The 18,676-nt window shown below is 39.4% G+C and carries 16 protein-coding genes; 5 read left to right on the top strand and 11 right to left on the bottom strand.

What is annotated here, in order from left to right; genetic code table 11:
- Window positions 1–52 precede the first annotated feature (52 nt).
- Window positions 53–1,525 (bottom strand): sucrose phosphorylase, encoded by a 1,473-nt coding sequence (gtfA, locus tag H5090_RS07245; RefSeq protein WP_002960098.1) that lies wholly within the window; start codon window positions 1,523–1,525, stop codon window positions 53–55.
- Window positions 1,526–1,701: 176 nt separating this feature from the next.
- Here gtfA and H5090_RS07240 point away from each other — a divergent pair, with 176 nt between their 5' ends.
- From H5090_RS07240 to H5090_RS07230, 3 genes are all read left to right on the top strand, one after another.
- Window positions 1,702–2,928: a sugar MFS transporter gene (locus H5090_RS07240; RefSeq protein WP_039488390.1), complete on the top strand. Its 1,227-nt coding sequence runs from the start codon at window positions 1,702–1,704 to the stop codon at window positions 2,926–2,928.
- Between the two features lie 171 nt (window positions 2,929–3,099).
- Complete coding sequence (locus H5090_RS07235) at window positions 3,100–5,496, top strand: TonB-dependent siderophore receptor (RefSeq protein ID WP_024596984.1); 2,397 nt, start codon at window positions 3,100–3,102, stop codon at window positions 5,494–5,496.
- Between the two features lie 113 nt (window positions 5,497–5,609).
- Entirely contained in the window at window positions 5,610–6,557 is a 948-nt protein-coding gene (locus H5090_RS07230; RefSeq protein ID WP_182695369.1) for a carbohydrate kinase, read from the top strand.
- Window positions 6,558–6,602: 45 nt separating this feature from the next.
- Here the strand turns inward: H5090_RS07230 and H5090_RS07225 are convergent, their stop codons facing one another.
- The 3 genes from H5090_RS07225 to H5090_RS07215 all read right to left on the bottom strand — a co-directional run bounded on the left by H5090_RS07225 (window position 6,603) and on the right by H5090_RS07215 (window position 8,644).
- Complete coding sequence (locus H5090_RS07225; RefSeq protein WP_149603532.1) at window positions 6,603–6,992, bottom strand: nuclear transport factor 2 family protein; 390 nt, start codon at window positions 6,990–6,992, stop codon at window positions 6,603–6,605.
- An 82-nt stretch (window positions 6,993–7,074) separates the two neighbouring features.
- On the bottom strand, window positions 7,075–7,725 hold the full coding sequence (locus H5090_RS07220) for a DsbA family protein (RefSeq protein WP_182695368.1): 651 nt from the start codon (window positions 7,723–7,725) through the stop codon (window positions 7,075–7,077).
- Between the two features lie 40 nt (window positions 7,726–7,765).
- Complete coding sequence (locus H5090_RS07215; protein WP_024595728.1) at window positions 7,766–8,644, bottom strand: MBL fold metallo-hydrolase; 879 nt, start codon at window positions 8,642–8,644, stop codon at window positions 7,766–7,768.
- A gap of 119 nt (window positions 8,645–8,763) precedes the next feature.
- Between H5090_RS07215 and H5090_RS07210 the strand changes: the two genes are divergently transcribed.
- A complete protein-coding gene (locus H5090_RS07210; protein ID WP_024595729.1) occupies window positions 8,764–9,651 on the top strand; it encodes a LysR family transcriptional regulator in 888 nt (295 codons plus the stop codon).
- Window positions 9,652–9,746: 95 nt separating this feature from the next.
- Here the strand turns inward: H5090_RS07210 and H5090_RS07205 are convergent, their stop codons facing one another.
- The 3 genes from H5090_RS07205 to H5090_RS07195 all read right to left on the bottom strand — a co-directional run bounded on the left by H5090_RS07205 (window position 9,747) and on the right by H5090_RS07195 (window position 11,634).
- Window positions 9,747–10,127: an STAS/SEC14 domain-containing protein gene (locus tag H5090_RS07205; protein ID WP_002960091.1), complete on the bottom strand. Its 381-nt coding sequence runs from the start codon at window positions 10,125–10,127 to the stop codon at window positions 9,747–9,749.
- A gap of 144 nt (window positions 10,128–10,271) precedes the next feature.
- The gene (locus H5090_RS07200; protein ID WP_024595730.1) at window positions 10,272–10,964 is read right to left on the bottom strand and encodes a cupin domain-containing protein; all 693 of its coding nucleotides are present in this window, start codon (window positions 10,962–10,964) and stop codon (window positions 10,272–10,274) included.
- A gap of 49 nt (window positions 10,965–11,013) precedes the next feature.
- The gene (locus H5090_RS07195) at window positions 11,014–11,634 is read right to left on the bottom strand and encodes a glutathione S-transferase family protein (RefSeq protein ID WP_182695367.1); all 621 of its coding nucleotides are present in this window, start codon (window positions 11,632–11,634) and stop codon (window positions 11,014–11,016) included.
- A gap of 389 nt (window positions 11,635–12,023) precedes the next feature.
- On the opposite strand from H5090_RS07195, the gene H5090_RS07190 reads away from it, so the two are divergent.
- Window positions 12,024–12,542, top strand: a complete 519-nt coding sequence (locus H5090_RS07190) for a TetR/AcrR family transcriptional regulator (RefSeq protein ID WP_182695366.1) — start codon at window positions 12,024–12,026, stop codon at window positions 12,540–12,542.
- A gap of 84 nt (window positions 12,543–12,626) precedes the next feature.
- Here the strand turns inward: H5090_RS07190 and H5090_RS07185 are convergent, their stop codons facing one another.
- From H5090_RS07185 to H5090_RS07170, 4 genes are all read right to left on the bottom strand, one after another.
- Entirely contained in the window at window positions 12,627–14,096 is a 1,470-nt protein-coding gene (locus H5090_RS07185) for a carbon starvation protein A (RefSeq protein ID WP_004334688.1), read from the bottom strand.
- 259 nt (window positions 14,097–14,355) lie between these two features.
- Window positions 14,356–15,273, bottom strand: a complete 918-nt coding sequence (locus H5090_RS07180) for a carbohydrate kinase (RefSeq protein WP_024595733.1) — start codon at window positions 15,271–15,273, stop codon at window positions 14,356–14,358.
- Window positions 15,274–15,275: 2 nt separating this feature from the next.
- Window positions 15,276–16,799 (bottom strand): mannitol dehydrogenase family protein, encoded by a 1,524-nt coding sequence (locus H5090_RS07175; protein WP_182695365.1) that lies wholly within the window; start codon window positions 16,797–16,799, stop codon window positions 15,276–15,278.
- 47 nt (window positions 16,800–16,846) lie between these two features.
- Entirely contained in the window at window positions 16,847–18,568 is a 1,722-nt protein-coding gene (locus tag H5090_RS07170; RefSeq protein ID WP_004334683.1) for a cytosine permease, read from the bottom strand.
- Window positions 18,569–18,676 lie beyond the last annotated feature (108 nt).

Below are 18,676 nucleotides of genomic sequence, written 5' to 3'. Positions count from 1 at the left end.
ACTTAAGCTTGGCTTTTGCTTTACATGGCGTTTGTAAATTACTTTTATAACATTAAGCTAAAAATGAATTTAAGTTAATCGTTGTTTCTTCATCACCATTTACCTGCGTAATAAGTGCATGGCGTAATTTAAAATCAACAGTAAGTGAAATAGTTTGCTCATCTAGTTGCCACGATAAACAACACATACTGCCTTCACCTTGGGCGCTAAATTCACCTGCAAATGCAGGGTGTGAATTGCGAATTTTAATTAATTCAATTAAACCTTTTACTACAGGCTTATTTAAGGCTTTGTCGATTATATTTGCATCTAAATATGGGCGGTTAATATCACGGCCTACATTTGTATTTGTCAGTAATTCCATGTCGTTTTCGCAAGCAAATAGGCCGCCGTAATAAACTTGTGGTACACCTGGAGCAAAAAATTGAATTGCACGCGACAGTAAGTAATCAAAGTCTTTAGCGCCTAATGCGTTGTAGTACGTACAGTTAACTTGATATAAGTCGACATTACTCGCAGCAGCGCCCGTAGCTTGGCGGCTTTGGTTGTTGCTGTTGGCGTGCATTGTTTCTACTAGGTTATCAATCTGCTGCGCATTTAATAGCCCTGGTTTGTCGCCCATTGGACCTGCGTCAATAATGCCAATACCGTCATGTGTATCAAGTACAGTTAAGCAATTACGTGGCGAAATTTGTAACCATTTGAGCAGTGCATCTACATCGTTGTTAAATAAGCTGTGTAAAATAAGCGGTGGTAACGCAAAGTCGTAAACCATATTTACGCGTTTTGCCACTTCTACCTGAGTTTGATAATGGCTATGAATTTCTGCAATGGTTTCCATGCCTAAATCGTTTGCTTGCTTAGATAAGTTATCTAGGTAGCCAAACGTTTCATCAAGCATAAAGCAGTTAGTGCCAGCTTGCTTAATAGCGTAACCCGCCGCATCTAAACGAATAATATTTACATTGTTAGCCGAAAATTTAGTGAGTACGTTATTTAAATACGCAACACCGGCTTCTACTTTTACGTTTATATCAATTTGGTTATCGGTAAAAGTGGTCCAGAAGTCATACGTTTTACCATCACCACATTTCATTGGGGTAAAGCAACTACCAGGACGTGGGCGGTAAATTGCTTTTTGCTCAGCTTCGCTCATACCATTTGGAAATACATCATCTTTGGTTAAAAACAAATCCCAAAATTCTGATTGCTTACCTTTAGCTAATACATCTTGAAACTGAAAAGACTGCGCCGATACATGGTTAACAATTAGGTCAGCCATTAAGTCGAGATCTTTACCTAATACTTGTATGTCTTCCCAAGTGCCTATTCTAGAATCAACTTCACTATGGTCAATAGGGTCAAAGCCAGCATCGCTGCCATCAATAGGATTGTAAAATGGCAATAAGTGCACACCACCAAATACGCCTTTTAAAGGGCCGTTTAAAAGTGTGGTTAGCGCGCCTATATTTTGGCCAGTGATTCGATCAGCATATGTGATCAATTGAACTTTATTCTTCATCATTGTGTGATTACCATGTTGAAACTTAATCGATTAAGATATATCTTTAACTAGCGAGTAAGAATTTACAAGTAATTTTTAATAATTTTACATACAAATTTCGTGTCTCACGTAATACTACAGTAAGCAACTGACTGACTTACGAAGTATTAATAGAGAATTTAACGAGGAATAAACACATGACAAAATCACACACTCACGTAAGCAGCGACCCACTGCAACAAATACGCTGGCTTACATACATGATGTTTTTTATGTTTGCCATGACCTCTGACGCAGTCGGCATGATAATCCCCGAACTTATAAAAGATTTCGGTTTAAGCATGACTCAAGCTAGTGCATTTCATTACGCTCCTATGGCACTCATTGCCTTTAGTGGATTATTTTTAGGCTTTTTAGCTGACAGCCTTGGCCGTAAAAAAACCATTATGCTAGGTCTATTAATATTTTCCGCGAGTTGTTTTTTATTTGCATTTAGCACCAGTTTTACTTTCTTTTTAGTATTGCTTTGCTGCATAGGCCTGGCCATTGGTTTATTTAAAACCGGCGCACTGGCATTGCTTGGCGATATTTCACATAGTAACGACGACCATACTAAAACTATGAACAAGGTTGAGGGCTTTTTTGGCATTGGCGCTATTGTAGGCCCTGCCCTAGTTGGTGTTTTATTAGTGCAAAACGTTAGTTGGACATACCTGTATATTACTGCGGGCGTAATGTGTTTAATCCTTGCTTTATTAGCATGGCGCGCAGACTACCCTGACGTAGTTAAAACAACTGAAAAGCCAGCCTCTTTGGCCACGACCATGAAAATGGTAAAAAACCCTTATGCACTTGGCTTTTCTTTAGCTATTGCACTTTATGTAGCGACTGAAGTGGCTATTTATGTATGGATGCCAACGCTATTAAAGGACTACACAGGCTCTTGGCCACTCCTTGCCACTTATGCACTTACTATATTTTTTATACTACGTGCTGCAGGTCGTTTTATTGCTGTATGGTTACTAAATCGTTATAGCTGGCAAGGTGTTATGGCTTATTTAAGCTTAGGTATTGCGCTTTGTTATGTGGGTACACTTATTGGTGGCGTTGACTGGGCTGTAGGGTTACTACCTCTTTCAGGTTTATTTATGTCTATGGTTTATCCAACTTTAAACTCTAAAGGTATATCGTGTTTTCCTGCTGAGCGCCATGGAGCCGTAGCCGGCGTTATATTATTTTTTACCGCATTATCGGCTGCTTTAGCTCCTTTATTTATGGGTATGATCAGCGATTACTTTGGCCATGTGCGCTATGGCTTTTACTTAGCAACAGGGTTTGCCGTGATTTTATTTGTAGCTATGTTGTTCAATTATTTACGCGACCCATCAATGAGTGCTTTACAAGAAAATAACCCAACAGCTTAATAAATTTGTATCTCAATACAATAAAAAATACTTTTAAAATCAACATATGAATAATAAAAGAGCAAATTAAACACAAAATAATTTGCTTATTGTAAAATATTTGTTATTTTTACTTAATCGATTAAGTGAAAATAACAAATCCTACTGGGTTCAACACAACGAGGCGTTCACATGACAACACACAATACACCTTTATATTTAATCAGCGCTTTAGCACTTGCCGTAAGTCAAGGCGTTAACGCACAAGAAACAGACCAAGCAACACCTGAAGCATCACAAAACAAAGGTCTTGAAACAATTGTTGTAACCGGCGTACCACGTCGAACAACAATCATGGCTTCAAGCGTTTCAGTTAGTAGCGTATCACTTGAACAAGTTCAGGTGTCTACTCCTCGCTCAACAGCCGAGGCTTTTAGAATCATTCCTGGTATCCGTGCAGAATCGACAGGTGGCGAAGGTAATGCAAATATTGCTGTTCGTGGCCTGCCAGTTGCTTCAGGCGGTGCAAAATTTTTACAATTACAAGAAGATGGTTTACCTGTACTGCAATACGGTGATATCGCTTTTGGTAATTCAGATATTTTTATGCGATTAGATAACACTGTGCAAACTATAGAATCGATTCGTGGTGGCTCAGCATCTACTGCCGCAAGTAATGCACCTGGTGGCATTATTAACTTTATCTCTAAAAATGGCGAAAACGAATCTGGCAGTGTATCTACAACACTTGGCTTAGATTACGACAGCGTTCGTACAGACTTTGAATACGGCACTTACTTAACCGATAGCGTGCGTTTTCATGTTGGTGGCTTTGTTCGACAAGGCGAAGGCCCGCGCGAAACAGGTTACACGTCTAATAAAGGTGGCCAAATAAAAGCTAATCTTACTAAAGATTTCGACAACGGTTACGTTCGCCTTTATTACAAACACTTAGACGATAAGAGTGTTGGCTACCTTCCTATGCCAATGTACTCAAATGGTGACTCTATTGCTGGCTTTGATGCGCAATCAGACACACCTCACTCAGCGTTATTTACTAAAACAGTACGTTTAAATGGTGAAAACCAAATCAGTAGCGGCGATATTCGCGATGGTATGAATCCAAAGGTTGACTCTGTTGGTTTTGAAGCTGTATTTGATTTAGATAACGATTGGCGTATCGAAAACCGTTTTCGTAAATCATCAATAAGCGGCAACTTTAACTCGCTTATTCCTGCAGAGGTTGGCAGCGCATCATCTATTGCACAGAGCATTGGTGGTGTAGGCGCAACACTCAGTAACGCAAACACGGGCGCTGCATTTAACGACGACCTTGCTATGCGAATTCATACGTTTGACGTAACAATGAACGACTTCGATTCATTAGTTAACGACTTTAAACTAACTAAATCGTTTGATGATGACACCAGCATTACCTTTGGTTATTACGCGTCAACACAAAACATTGCTATGTCGTGGTTATGGAATTCATACCTTATGGAGCTTAAAGGCGACAATGCTGCATTATTAAATGTTACTGCAGCTGACGGTACTGAATTTTCAGAAAATGGTTTATATGCATATGGCACACCTTACTGGGGAAACTGTTGCCAACGTGATTACGACACAGAGTACGACACCCGTGCACCATACGTTGCATTCTCTACTAAATTAGGCGACGTAAGCATTGATGCAAGTGCCCGTTACGACAGTGGCGAAGCTCGCGGTAACTATGCAGGTGCCGTAACATCAACTGTAGATATGAACCGCGACGGTGAAATATCAATTCCTGAGCAAAACGTTGCTGGAATTGATACAGCAAACGCCAGCCCAGTAAACTATGACTGGAACTATTCTTCTTATTCAATTGGTGCTAATTATCAAATTGACCCAAGCCTTGCTACGTTTGCACGTATTAGTAAAGGTGGGCGTGCAAATGCTGACCGCCTTTTATTTGGTAAAGTACGCGCCGACGGCTCTGTTGCAAAAGAAGACGCTGTTGATGAAGTAAACCAGTTTGAGTTTGGTGTTAAAAAGCGCTTTGATTCATTATCAGTGTTTGCTACTGCGTTTTTTGCCGAAACTGAAGAGCAAAATTTTGAAGCAACATCACAAACGTTTTTTGACCGTGAATACGAAGCAAAAGGGATTGAAATAGAATCTACTTACTTTATTGATGCATGGGATTTTCGCGGTAATTTAACCTGGACCGATGCAGAAATAGCAAAAGATGCGCTTAATCCAGATGTGGTAGGTAATACGCCACGTCGTCAAGCCGATTTAATTTACTCATTAATGGCACGTTACAACTATGAAAAAGGCGCTGCAGGGGTAAGTTTCATTGGTACTACCGATGCATACGCTCAAGATAATAACGATCTACAATTTGACGGCTACACACAGGTAAATGGCTTTGTAAGCTATGACTTATCTGAAAACCTTAATATTGCGCTTAATGTGAATAACCTCTTCGATACAGTAGGTATTACAGAAGCAGAAGAAGGTTCAGTACCTGAAAATAACATTATTCGTGCCCGTACTATTAACGGCCGCACAACGTCGGTAACTTTAAAATACGCTTTTAACTAAATGTGTGTATTGCGCTGCGGTGAGTAGTCACTGTAGCGCCTTTTAAAGTATGAATAAATAACACCCTTCACGTTTTTTAGCCTAGCCTTGCTAGGCTTTTTAGGATATTCCAAATGACTAAACTCCTGTGCTTAGGCGAGCTATTAATTGATATGCTGCCACAAGATGCTAATAACTCAGCCTATTTACCTATACCAGGTGGCGCGCCTGCCAATGTAGCTGTTGGCTACGCAAAACTCGGCGCAGAGGCTGCATTTTGTGGTGGTAAAGGGGACGATCATTTTGCCAATCAATTAAGTAATGCATTAGCGCAATACAATGTAAATACAGACTATTTATTTACCATTCCAGGCTCACAAACCGCCATGGTTATAGTAAGCCTTGATGAAACCGGCGAGCGTAGTTTTGGCTTTTATCGCCATAACACAGCCGATGTACTATTAACGCAGGCGCATTTAGCGCATATAAATTGGCAAGAAATAAGCACACTACACTTTTGTTCAAACACATTAACCGAATCAGCAATTGCCAACACAACGGTTAAAGCGCTAGAACTTGCAAAAGCGAATAATAAGCTCGTCAGTTTTGATGTGAATTTACGCTACAGCTTGTGGGAAAACACAAACGATATAGCAAGCAATGTAAAAGCCTGTTACACCTATTGTGACATAGTAAAACTCTCGCGTGACGAACTTAATTTTTTAGCTCAGCATAGCGATACAACGAGCGATGATTACATTCAAATGCTATTAAATACCGGAGTAAAACTGGTGTTTTTAACCGATGGACCAGAGCCTGCCACGGTTTACCACAGCGCATTTACACTTAACGAATCGGCACCAAAAATAAACGCCGTAGATACAACAAGCGCAGGTGATGCATTTATAGCGGGGGTTTTATACTACTTAAATAACTTAGGAAGTGATTTACCACTAGCAGATAAACTAAATGATAAAGCGAGCGTAAAAGGCGCCCTGCACTTCGCTCTTAAATGTGGCTCTAAAGCGTGTTTAGCTAAAGGGGCATTTCCGGCATTACCTGTGCTGGCTGATGTACTTTAATAGACCTAATGTTTTTTAAGTTCAAATATATGCAGTAACGCGTAGTTACTGCATAGCATCAAACACCATTTTACTATCCACTATTTGTTCAAAGTGCGTTATTTTTTGATTTTTAAGCTGCCAAATATGCGCGACCCTAGCTTGCATTTTTTTACCCGTTTTAATATAAGTACCAGAGTACGTGCCATACACTACAACAGTATCATCTTGGGATAAGTAGTTTTGTGGCGTAAACGTGTAGTTATACCACTCGCTTGCAAGCTTTTGAAAAACATGTTCAGTAATGTCATTCATACCATGGTATGTACCAGCATAAGCAAAACCGTCAGCCTCTTTCCAAGTAATAGTATCACTTGCATGAGCAACTAAATTTTGCCCATTCTCTTGTGATGTTTTGCCTTCATACGTACTTTTAATTATGTCTATGTTGTTCATTTTTGCACACCCTTGCACTATAAAAAGGAAGCTCAATAAAGCTGTAATATAAACAGCTTTATTATTTAGAAATTTCATCACACTATACTAGCGCAACTGATTGCTGTAAGTAGGTAACCCACTGCTCAGTTTTTCCATAATAATGGGCTATATCGGCTTTTTGCCACTTACCTGTGTTAAATTCAAATGCTGCACTAGGAAAGCCTTGCCCATGAATATCGTGCAATAAGCCTCGGCTTTGTGCTATATGTTGATCTGTTGCACCGCCTTCTAGCGCATTAAAGTGGGTTTCAAATAAGGCCTTGTTTAAACCCAGCTCCAATGCAATATCAGTCAGTACATGCAGCTGCATAATGTTTTTACCCTGAGCATAATAAGCATGTTGAATACTATTAAGCATTTCCCCACCTGATATACCAAGCTCTTGCGCTGCCAATATAGCGGTAATAGCCGGAGCCGAGTTGAGTATAATATCGTTGGTTTTTAAAAGCCCATCAGTATAGTTACTACCAAATACCTGACCGGTTTTCTTCGCTATGACACTGTCGTTTTTAAGTGCAAATTCACGCCATGCAGGAGTCACAGGTTTGACATTATCACCTGTTAGCATACCTCCACTGTGTACTTTTACAATTAAACCATCAATATTTTCAGCAGCGGTGATCAAGGGCACGCTGCCGTAAGTCCAACCACATAAAGGGTCAACAATTATATGTAACGTTACGTTTTTCATTAATATTTCCTATCTAAATAATTGCTTAACGCAAGGGCACTTAGTGCCATTGCATCTCACCCATAACCACTTTTGAGCCCAACTCTAAAATGCTTCTTGCACCTAAATCAGGGTAAGCTTGAGTCATTATCTCTACAAATTCAGTTGAGTTTTTTGCATTTTTTGCAGCGCTATCCGCTTTATTTAAGTATCCTTTCATGAATGACACACCAGAAAGGTCTTGTTTACTGCCCTGTAAAAAATGACCTGGAATAACAGTCTGTGGTTTTAAATTCTCGATGTTATCTAATGTTGACTGCCAAGTTTGACGCTCTGCAGCAGTGCTCGAATCGGCCAACCACACATGCATTTGATCAAATACTACAACCCCACCCAGCACTGTTTTTATAGAAGGGATCCAAAGGTAAGTATGCTTTGGATCATGCTGTAAATTTTTAATAATAATTTCTTTCCCATCTATAGTTAGGCTATTAGATAGCATTACTTCTGGCAAAATAAGTTCTTTAGGTGCATTGCTCTTTAAAATAGGCCCCCAATAATTTAACTTTCCTTGCATTGAGCGCTTAATATTCTCTACTGTTGATTTAGTCGCTAATAACTTTGCTTTTGGAAAAGCAGCTTTAATTACATCTAAACCAAAGTAAAAATCAGGGTCGCTGTGACTAATATAAACAGCTGTTAATGTTTTACCGCTCGCTTTTATTTTTTCAACCAATGCTTGTGCATCATTACGCTGAAATTGGGCATCCACTAATAACACTTCGTTATCACCACTTATAATGCTTGATGAAACAGCAAAAATACTTTTGTCTTGTGGGTTATATACATCAACAACTAATTCACTTTGCGCTAATACCGGTTGCATTAATGTGCTTGCTAATAAAGCTGTTGCTGCTAATACGTGTTTAACTTTTTTCATTCTCAGTAGCCTGTTTGTTATTTCGTTAAGATGAGGCTATTGTATGTTGCAATTTAAGAATGAAAAACTAGGCAGAATGCAACTATCTGTTGCATAAATCGAACATATAGGCAAAGTGAATGGATAGAATTATTGCAGCTGATGTATTTATAAAAATTGTAGAGCAGAAAAGTCTAGCCGGTGCTGCCCGTGCTTTAGATATGTCTAGATCTATGGTTACACGGTATTTGAATCAAATGGAAAAGTGGGCAAATACCCAACTACTCCATCGGTCAACAAGAAAAATAACACTCACGTCAGAGGGTGAAAAAGTACTTAATCATAGCCGAGAGCTCATTGCCATCGCCCAAAACATCAGTGCGCCAATAGAAAGTAATAACAGATTAAACGGGCAAATTAGGTTGTCGTGCTCGCCTTTTTTAGCACATGATGTACTACCAGATATGTTGCAACAATTCTTGCACGCTCATCCCGAAGTCAGTATTGATGTACAAATTAGTAATCACGTTACAAATTTGGTAGAAGAGCGAATAGATTTAGCAATTAGAATTACCAATGACTTAGATCCTAATATAATTGCTCGCCCACTTGGGAAATGCCATTCAGTATTATGTGCAAGCCCAGAATATTTAGAAAAAAACTCTAAGCCTATAACTACGGATGATTTGAGTCGCCATAACTGTTTGAACTATTCACGGTTTGAAAAAAGTATGTGGCATTTTTCACACCCTGAAAAACCCGTATCTGTAGCGATTGCTGGTAACTTCAGTGCTAATGATTCGAGCTTACTGTTAAAAGCTGCTCTTAATAATCAAGGAATAACTCTACAACCTAAGTTTGCTGCGCAGAAATATATAAATAATGGAACGTTAATACATTTACTACCACACCTTAAACCACAAACTTTGAACATATACGGTATTTACCGCTCTAGGAAACATCAGTCACTTGCACTTCGTTCATTTATTGATAGCTTAGTAACGTATTTTGATAAAATTGATACTTAACAATAAGCGAAAACTATTAAACGTTCGCTATAAGTCCTTTATTTAAGAGTTGAAATAGCGCTTTGTAAGCGCTATTTTTTGAAAGAAGGGATTTATTATTCGTCTAGCCAATCTATGGCTGCGGTAGCATTTTCAAAGTATTGAACCTCACCCGATATAAACCAGTTACCTATTTTGGCCATTCGAGCTTGCCACTCTTTATTACCGTAAATAGCTACTTTTTTAAATTCTTTAGAGTGCTTAACACCTAACTTGAGGTCGTCCCACGCTGCGCGTAATTCCCAACCTTCAAGCTCGCTACCATCTATTAAGGCGTTTACAACTGGGTGCTTAACTTCGCCAAGAGCTGAATTTATCATTGGGGTAATTATTTTGTAGTCGTCGTGAGTAAGCGTACCAACGGCTTTAAGTTTTAAAAAAAACTCTCTTCCTGCACGTTCAAGACCAATCGATAAACCATGTGTTGTGTGTACCATTACTGCTCTCCTTAAATAGGCTGAGTGGTAAAAGTACACCTTCTAAAATTAATTAGTCCTGAACTAAATCAATAAATAGTCCTGAACTAAATCAATAAATAGTTCTGAGCTAGATCATTAAATAGTCTCAAATAAACGACTCAATTACGCATTTTGTACGCGAGATATCTGGTTTTCTACATCAGTTAAATGGCCCGTTTTAAGCCATACTTTTGCACCATTACTTCCCGCTTTAACGTTAACAGAGCTATTAATAGGCACTCTTAACCAACTGTTTTTTACAAGGGTATCGGCTTGCTCATCAAATGAGCCTTCAAGTACTAGCAGCTCAGCTCCGCCTTTTGCGCTTATAACCATGCAGGCGTTGGGCTTAAAGTCCAACAAGCTTACGTCTTCAAAATCGTCTTTGTATAAAGGGGTTACGGCTACATTTTTAAAACTAGGGTGCGCCGTACTTTGCATCAAGTCCGTTTGTAAACGCACGTGGGTTCGATCATCTGGCTGAAACTGCCATAACTTTACAAATATAACGCAGCCATTTTCAGACCCCGGTTTGTGCTTTGATTGCGGTGGGTTACGGATATAAGAACCTGCCGCAAAGTCACCATGTTCATCTTGAAATACCCCTTCAAGCACAACAAACTCTTCACCGCCTGTATGTACATGCGGCGAAAATTCACTCCCAGGTGCATAACGAACAATGGTCGTTGCGCGAGCAACTTCGTCGCCCACTCTATCGAGCGCTCGCCTATCAACGCCCGCCATTGGCGATGCAACCCACGGAAGTGATTCGCTATGTACCACAACTCGTTTACTAAAATCGGCAGCAATTTTCATATTTGGCTCCTAAGCGTAACTCCACTTAAATTTTAAACTAATAACCTAATTAAGCTGCAACACTTGGGCGTTTTGCTACTTTTTCTTGCCATGCAACTAAATGGGTTAACTCATTCGGGATTGCTATTTGTGCAAATCCAGCAAATACCATCCCAGCATACAATGTAATATCAGCAATACTAAACTGCTCACCTGCAACAAACGCCGATTGCGCTAGTACATCATTAAAATAGCTAAACCCTTGGCGTGCTTTTTCGCCTTGTTTTTCACCCCAAGCCACATTTTGATACGTTTCAAGCTCTGGACCTAAGCCATCAGTTGCATGATGAAAGTAAGTTGCCACAGCGTCAAGCACCATAGATTCTGCGCGTTTTTGCATCATGTTAATTACTGCACGCTCTTTTGCGGTTTCACCCATTAAAGATGGGCCTTCAAATGCGGTATCAATATACTCAGTAATAGCGGTACTTTCTGATATAAACGTGCCGTCATCTAGCTCTAATACGGGTACACCTGCTAATGGATTTTTAGCTAAAAAGGCTTTTGTTCTGTGTTCACCATTTAATAAATCAACAGGTACAAACTCAACATTTGAAGTGGCATTTTTTTCAGCTAAAGCGATACGAACACGAAGTGGATTTGGAAAGTTTTCTACATCATAAATTTTCATAGCAATCTCTATCTTTATTGTTTAAAAGTGAGCCAATGGCGGAGCCTACCTATCGATAGGTAATTTATAATATTAAACTAAATTTAAGTCAACGTTTAAATTTTTCTGGTTTATGGGATTTAACTTAATTCATAATAAAATTATGGAGTTGCTTAAAAGTAAAAACACTTGTAAATAACTACCTACTGGTCGATAATTTTGCTGTACCAATTGCATTAAATAAGTGATCTATTATTGCGCTAGGAAAATAGCGCAATAACGAGGCGAAAATCATGACATCTAGTTATTCTGTATAAATAATTTTTAACGCAGTTAGTGTGTTATTTAATGCGATACAATGATCATGTTTTTAATAAAACTGGTGTTACTGCAGATAGGAAATATTAAAAATGAGTAAAAAAGAAGCTTTATTAAAAGCCGCTGAAAACAAGGTGCGCCTTGGCGGATACAGTAATTTTAGTTTTAGAGAGCTAGCCTGCGAAGTCGGCATTAAAAGCGCCAGTGTGCACTATCACTTTGCGACTAAGGCCGATTTAGGTGCTGAGCTTGCTCATCAATATACTAATTCTTTTTTAGCTGCGTTAGGCGAGCCAAGCGAGCTTAAAGCAAGCGGTAAAAATCCTATTGATGTGTACACTCAGCTTTTTAGACGTGCATTAGTAATCGATAAAAAAATGTGTTTATGTGGGTTACTAGGAGCCGAAAGCGATAGCCTTCCAGATAAAGTACGCCTTGAAGTAAAACGCTTTTTTAATCAAAACCTAACATGGCTTAGCGCTGCACACTTAACTAATGGTGAGCCTAACCCCGCTCAAGCAGCTATTCAAACAGTGAGCCTGCTTGAGGGCGCTATGATGATAAGCAAAACGCTCGACGATAATAGTTACTTTGAACTTGCAACTCAGTAATACCTAAATTTAGTACACAAAAAAAGCGAGCTATTGATTATCAATAGCTCGCTTTTTTAATGCTTGAAATAACTTATGTGATTATTAAACCGCTGTTGGTTTAACTTTATGCTTAGAGTGCACAATTGCTAAAACAATTAAGCCAATCACTGTTACTACAGCGCCAATAGGTTTACCTAAATCGCTTGATAAGTTAAGACCAATTGCTGCAGTGCCAATATAAGAAACCGTTACCGCTGTTGCTATAACAGCAGGAACACTGGCAATCCAATGGAATGTACCACGGTCAAACAAGTACTTAGTGGCAAGCCATAATACGCTTGTAGAAAGCAGCATGTTTGAAAATGCAAAGTAGCGCCAAATTAACGAGAAATCGAGCTTCGTCATAAAGTACGCTATAGCAAGTATAGGCACCGCCACTAGTAAGCGATTACGTAAGCTTTGTGGAATATTAAACGCATCAACAACAGTTAAACGTAATGAGCGGAACGCTGTATCACCAGAAGTAATTGGGAATACGGCTACTGCAATAATTGCCATTATACCGCCAAATACGCCTAAGTAACTGTTAGCTACATGGTTAACAACTAAGCCTGGACCACCTTGGTCAAGCAATGCTTTTAAGCCTGCGTAACCATCTGGGAACGCTGCAATACCAGCAAGTGCCCATACACAACCTACAATACCTTCACACATCATAGCGCCGTAATAAACTGGACGTACGTATTTTTCGTTAGTTAAACAGCGCGCAATAATAGGCGCTTGAGTAGAGTGAAAACCACTAATAGCACCACAGGTAATTGTTATAAATAACAATGGCCATGTTGGTAATCCATCTGGGTTTGGCTCTAAAAAGTCATGTGCGTGATCAGCTTCAAAGTAAGCTAAAAAGTCACTTGGTACAGGTAAGTGCGGCGCATTAATAAGTAATGAAATAGCAATTGCCACTGTCATTACAATCATTAGCGCACCAAAAATTGGGTAAAACTTAGTGATAATTTTATCAATTGGTAGCAAGGTAGCTAAAAAGTAATACGCTAAAATAGCAAGTACCCAAAAGGTGTTGTTTGCCAGTATTGTACCTTCAAAAAAATCAAGGTTACTTAGCAAACCGGCAGGGCTCATAATAAATACTACACCTACAAAAAACAGTAGCATGGCAGTAAATACAAGCATAAAGCCTTTAAATACGACGTTGTAATAATGGCCTGCGATTTCTGGTAGGCTTTTACCGTCTTCTTTTATACTCATTACACCTGAGAAGAAGTCGTGTACAGCTCCACCTAAAACATTACCAAGTACAATCCATACTAGTGCAACTGGTCCGTATAAAGCACCTAAAATTGGGCCAAATATTGGACCTACGCCAGCAATGTTTAAAAACTGAATTAAAAATGCTCGTACAGGGTGAATAGCTACGTAATCAACACCTTCGCTAAAGCGTTTTTGTGGTGTGTCAGCAGTTGAATCCAAACCGGCTTGTTTTTCAACAAATGGGCTGTAAAACTTATAGCCCAGTATTAAAATAGTGAGGCAGATAAAAAAGATGATCATAAAGCACGTTTCTCTTTTTGTATTTTAGTTATAGAGCGCATTGTGTGTCGCCCCGCCTTTTCAATCCGTGAATAATCGACGAACGATAACAAAGCTTTAACCCTCAAACAATAAGACGTTTAGCTAATACAATAATCGATATAAGCCACTATTTACGCAACCTGCGCACTTAACACTCACTTATCGCCTATGTCTTATTTTAGGCACAAAAAAAGCGGTTAAACTTTTACGTATAACCGCTTTCACACACAATGTTTTTTTAAAGTGGGTTCATAAACTCACTAATTTGTTGATGCGTTAAAGTAGGTGTTGCACCAGAACTTTCGGCGACCATTGCTCCAACGGCACATGCAAAGTCAACGGCATATTGCGCGTCGTCGTTGCTACAAAGCTGATAAATTAACGAACCTAAAAACGAATCCCCTGCGCCAACAGTGTCAATTACGCTAATTAAATAACCTGAATTATAAAAATTCTCGCCTTTGATTGTTAATAAAGCACCGTGGCTACCTTTGGTTACACATAAGTAATCGGTATTTGTTTGCTGTGCTATAAACGCTAAATTTTGTTCAAGCGAATGAAACTTACAACCCATCGCTTTTGCAATTTCGTATAGCTCTTCATCGTTTAACTTAATAAAGTCTGCTTTATTCATTAAATCTACAAGTGTTTCTAGCTTGTAATGCGGTGCACGTAGATTTACGTCAAATACTTTAAAGTTTGCTACATCAACTAGTTGATTTAATGTTGCTAAAGACGCTTCGCTTCGCCCAATTAGGCTGCCAAATACAAATACATCGCTACTTTTAACTTTACTAAGTAACTCATCGGTAAGCGCTATATTATCCCACGCAGAGTCTGCCACTATTTCATAACTTGCAGAGCCGCCACTGTCGAGCGTTACCTCAACCGTGCTAGTTTTTTTGTCACTATTAATAGCAATGTATTCGCAGCTTACGCCTTTGCTAGTAATTTCGCCAAGTAGCTCAGCGCCTAACTCGTCGTTACCAACAGCGCTGATCATGTCGGCTTTAATGCCAAGTGAGTTAATACGCACACACATGTTAAGTGGCGCGCCACCTAAGCGTTTACCTGAATCAAAACAATCCCACAGTACTTCGCCAAAACAGCTAACACTTACGTTTTCGCCTGATTTATGATTAATTAAAATGCTCATAATTAGTTACTCTTTTGATCAAGTACAGCCTGCATAATGGCTTTAATTTTACTATTAGGTGCATACAACGCAGCAATCAACTTTTTATATTCAGCAGTAAACGTTTCGTTATGCTCAAGCTTACCAAACAAGCTCGTTAACTTTAAAAATGCAATCGGGCTAGTTTGAGTCTCTTGCGCGTAAGAATTAAGCTCTTTGTGCATCGCATCTTGAATTTCAAGTTGCTCGCCGTTTTCACTTAAACCTTTATCGCTGTACAAACACCAAGTAGCAATAACAAGCGTTGCCAGTGATACATCTCGACCTTGTACTAGGTTTTCGTTAATTGTGGCAATTAAAAACTTAGGCAGTTTAGCTGAGCTTTCACTACAGATACGCGCTAGGCTGTCTTTAATATTAGGATTAGCAAAACGCTCTATTAACGTATCTTTGTAGCTTTCAAGGTCAATGCCTTCAAGTGGTTCAAGATTTGGGGTTACTTCTTTATCCATAAAAGCACGTAGGTATGTGGCAAATAATTCATCCGATACCGTTTCGTCAATAGTGCCGTAGCCATGGATTGAACCTAATAAACCAAGTACAGAATGCCCTGCATTAAGTAAACGTATTTTCATGGTTTCATAAGGCGTTACATCAGTAACAAACTGAGCACCAACAACATCCCAATTTGGACGAGAGTCACTAAATGTGTCCTCTATTACCCATTGTGTAAACGACTCACAGGTAATTGGCCACTCGTCGCTAACACCATATGCATCAACCACATAATCAATATCACTCTTTTTAGATACCGGTGTAATACGGTCAACCATCGCATTTGGAAACGATACGTTTTGCTCAATCCACTCGCTTAGGTCTTTGTCTTGTTCTGTAGCAAAGGCTAAAAGCATTTTGCGTGTTACGTTACCGTTGTGCTGAATGTTATCGCACGACTGTACTGTAAACGCGCCTAGGCCTTGCTCTTTACGAAGTTTTAACGCAGCAGTAATGTAGCCAAACGCTGTAATTGGGTCGTTCGGGTTATTAATGTCGTTAATAATATCTGGATTACTGTAATCAAACTCGCCCGTTGCAGGGTTAAAGTTGTAACCGCCTTCGGTAATAGTAAGCGACACAATTTTAGTATCGCTGTGCGCTAGCTTATTAATTACCGCTTGTTTGTCCTCTGGAGCAAACAAAAAGTCGATCATTGAGCCAATTACTTTGTTATCTATTGTACCGTCTGGGTGTCTAACAGTAAGCGTGTAAAGGTAATCTTGCTGCTTTAAAATATCACGCAGACCACGGTTACCCTCTAAAAGACCAACACCGCATATACCCCATTGCTCAGAGCCCGGAGTTTTTAAAAGCTCGTTAACATACACTGCTTGGTGAGCACGATGAAAACCGCCCACACCAATATGTACAATACCGGCTTTAACTGCGCTACGGTCGTAGGTTGGTGTATCAACATGGCTTGGTAATTGAGCCAAGCTCTGTTGGTTTAGCCCTGTAACTAGAGCGTCAGTGTGTTGGTATTGTGTCATGGTGTGACCTTACTAAACAAAGATAAAATATAAATTACGATACTGTATTACGATGCTGTGTTGAGTACTTTATGGCGTTTTAACGACCAGTACGCAGTAACAAAATAAATAACAGTACAAATAAAACAGGCTATTTCGAATTGCGATTTATTAGCGCTGTACATACTCATAGTTTCACTGAAAAACATCACTTGGCTGGCAAATATGAAAATAATAACCAGTGAAACCGTAGAAACTGCGTTAAGTACTTTTGTAAATACAGAGCTGTCAATTACTGGCTTTGGAATGTCTTTAGCCTCAGCTGCTTGATATTCTTTAATATCACGTTGCTCTTGTTTTTCTGCTGCAATTTCTTGTGTGTAGTCGTCACCAGCGCCGTATTTTTTAGCTAAAAGCGTGTAAACAACAATGGTGAAAATCCATGTAGGAATAAACAAGTAGTAAAACGACATTACATCAATTGCGTTTAAGCCAAAGCCAAACACAAGTGCTAACGCCCAAGATGCTATAGCCGGTACGCTGCGGGTAATATTTTTATATTTAGCCCAGTAACGTGTTAGGCCAATTTTAGGAAATAACACATGCTCAGCAAACACAATGCCGCCTACTGGTACAACTAATAAGCCTGCGTATGTAAGTAGCGGAAGCATTTGAGAAAATACAAACGGGAAACACGCAATAATTACGGTTACAACACCTACAATAGCGGTGGTGCGTTCACGTGATTGATTAACAAATATAGATTGCGCTGCAAGGCCTGCACGGTAAAGGTTTGCGTTAGCTGTAGTCCAACCGGCAATAATTACAATAACAAAACCAGTCCAACCTAATGCATGGTATGCAACATCGCCCGGATCAAGTGATGAAATAGTTGTTTTAAGTAATACCGCAACACCTGCGCCCATAATACCGGCAGAGATCCACGCTAAGTAATGACCAAAAAACATGCCCACACCAGAAAACAAACCATAGCTTTTGCGTTTAGCAAATCTAAAAATAGCCATGTCGATTAAACCAAAGTGAGTTATTGAGTTAGCAGCCCATGCAAAGCCAATCACTTCTAATAGGCCAATGCCCTTTTCACCATCGGCATTGGTGCCCGTCCATATGGAGGAGTCACCTATGGTCATAAAGTCGCTAAAGCTAGTTAAAGAGGTAGAACCTAATACGTGATTTGAAAGCTCAGGGAATAACGCAAACGAGCCTGCAATAAATATAACAAATAGCCACGGCGCACACAGCTTTGAAAAGTCAGCAACCGTAGAAAAGCCATACATCGCAACAAATACAACAATGGAGCCAACAGCTAAAACAATGGCTACAAACCAAAAGCTATTTGGATACCAATCAAGTTGCGCAGGTATATCAAACAAAAACCGCACGGCGGTGGAGGATACCGTGATCATCGCGGCCGATATAACACTAAAAATAACCACGTTAGCCCAGTTATAGAGCTTGGTCATTGAGTTACCAGCAATTTTGTTTAAGTAGTTATATAAACTTAAGCGGGTTTCTACTGCAATGGGTGCAGTAATCAGCCACCAAGAACACATTGCTAACAGATTACCTATTAATAAACCCAGTAGAATGTCGATGGTTGAAGCGCCTAATGCAACAAACGTTGCACCAATAACAAATTCAGTAGCCGCAACATGTTCGCCGGCGTATAGCCCTGCAAAATGCTTCCAGCCGTGAAGCTTATTATTAGCAACAGGAAGTTGCTCTTCGTTTACATCTTTAAATGTTTGTGTGTGTGGACTCGTTGCCATGGTATTTCCTATTGTTAACAGCAAAGCATTTGATACCAATCTGCATAACTATTTGAATAATTTAACGAGTTAAATTACCCCATAACGTCGTTAAAAATTTTATATTTA

The organism is Pseudoalteromonas sp. SR43-5, assembly GCF_014163835.1.
Taxonomy (GTDB): Bacteria; Pseudomonadota; Gammaproteobacteria; order Enterobacterales; family Alteromonadaceae; genus Pseudoalteromonas; species Pseudoalteromonas distincta.
The sequence above is the reverse complement of the archived record's forward strand: the minus strand, read 5'-3'. Positions and strand labels throughout refer to the sequence as shown.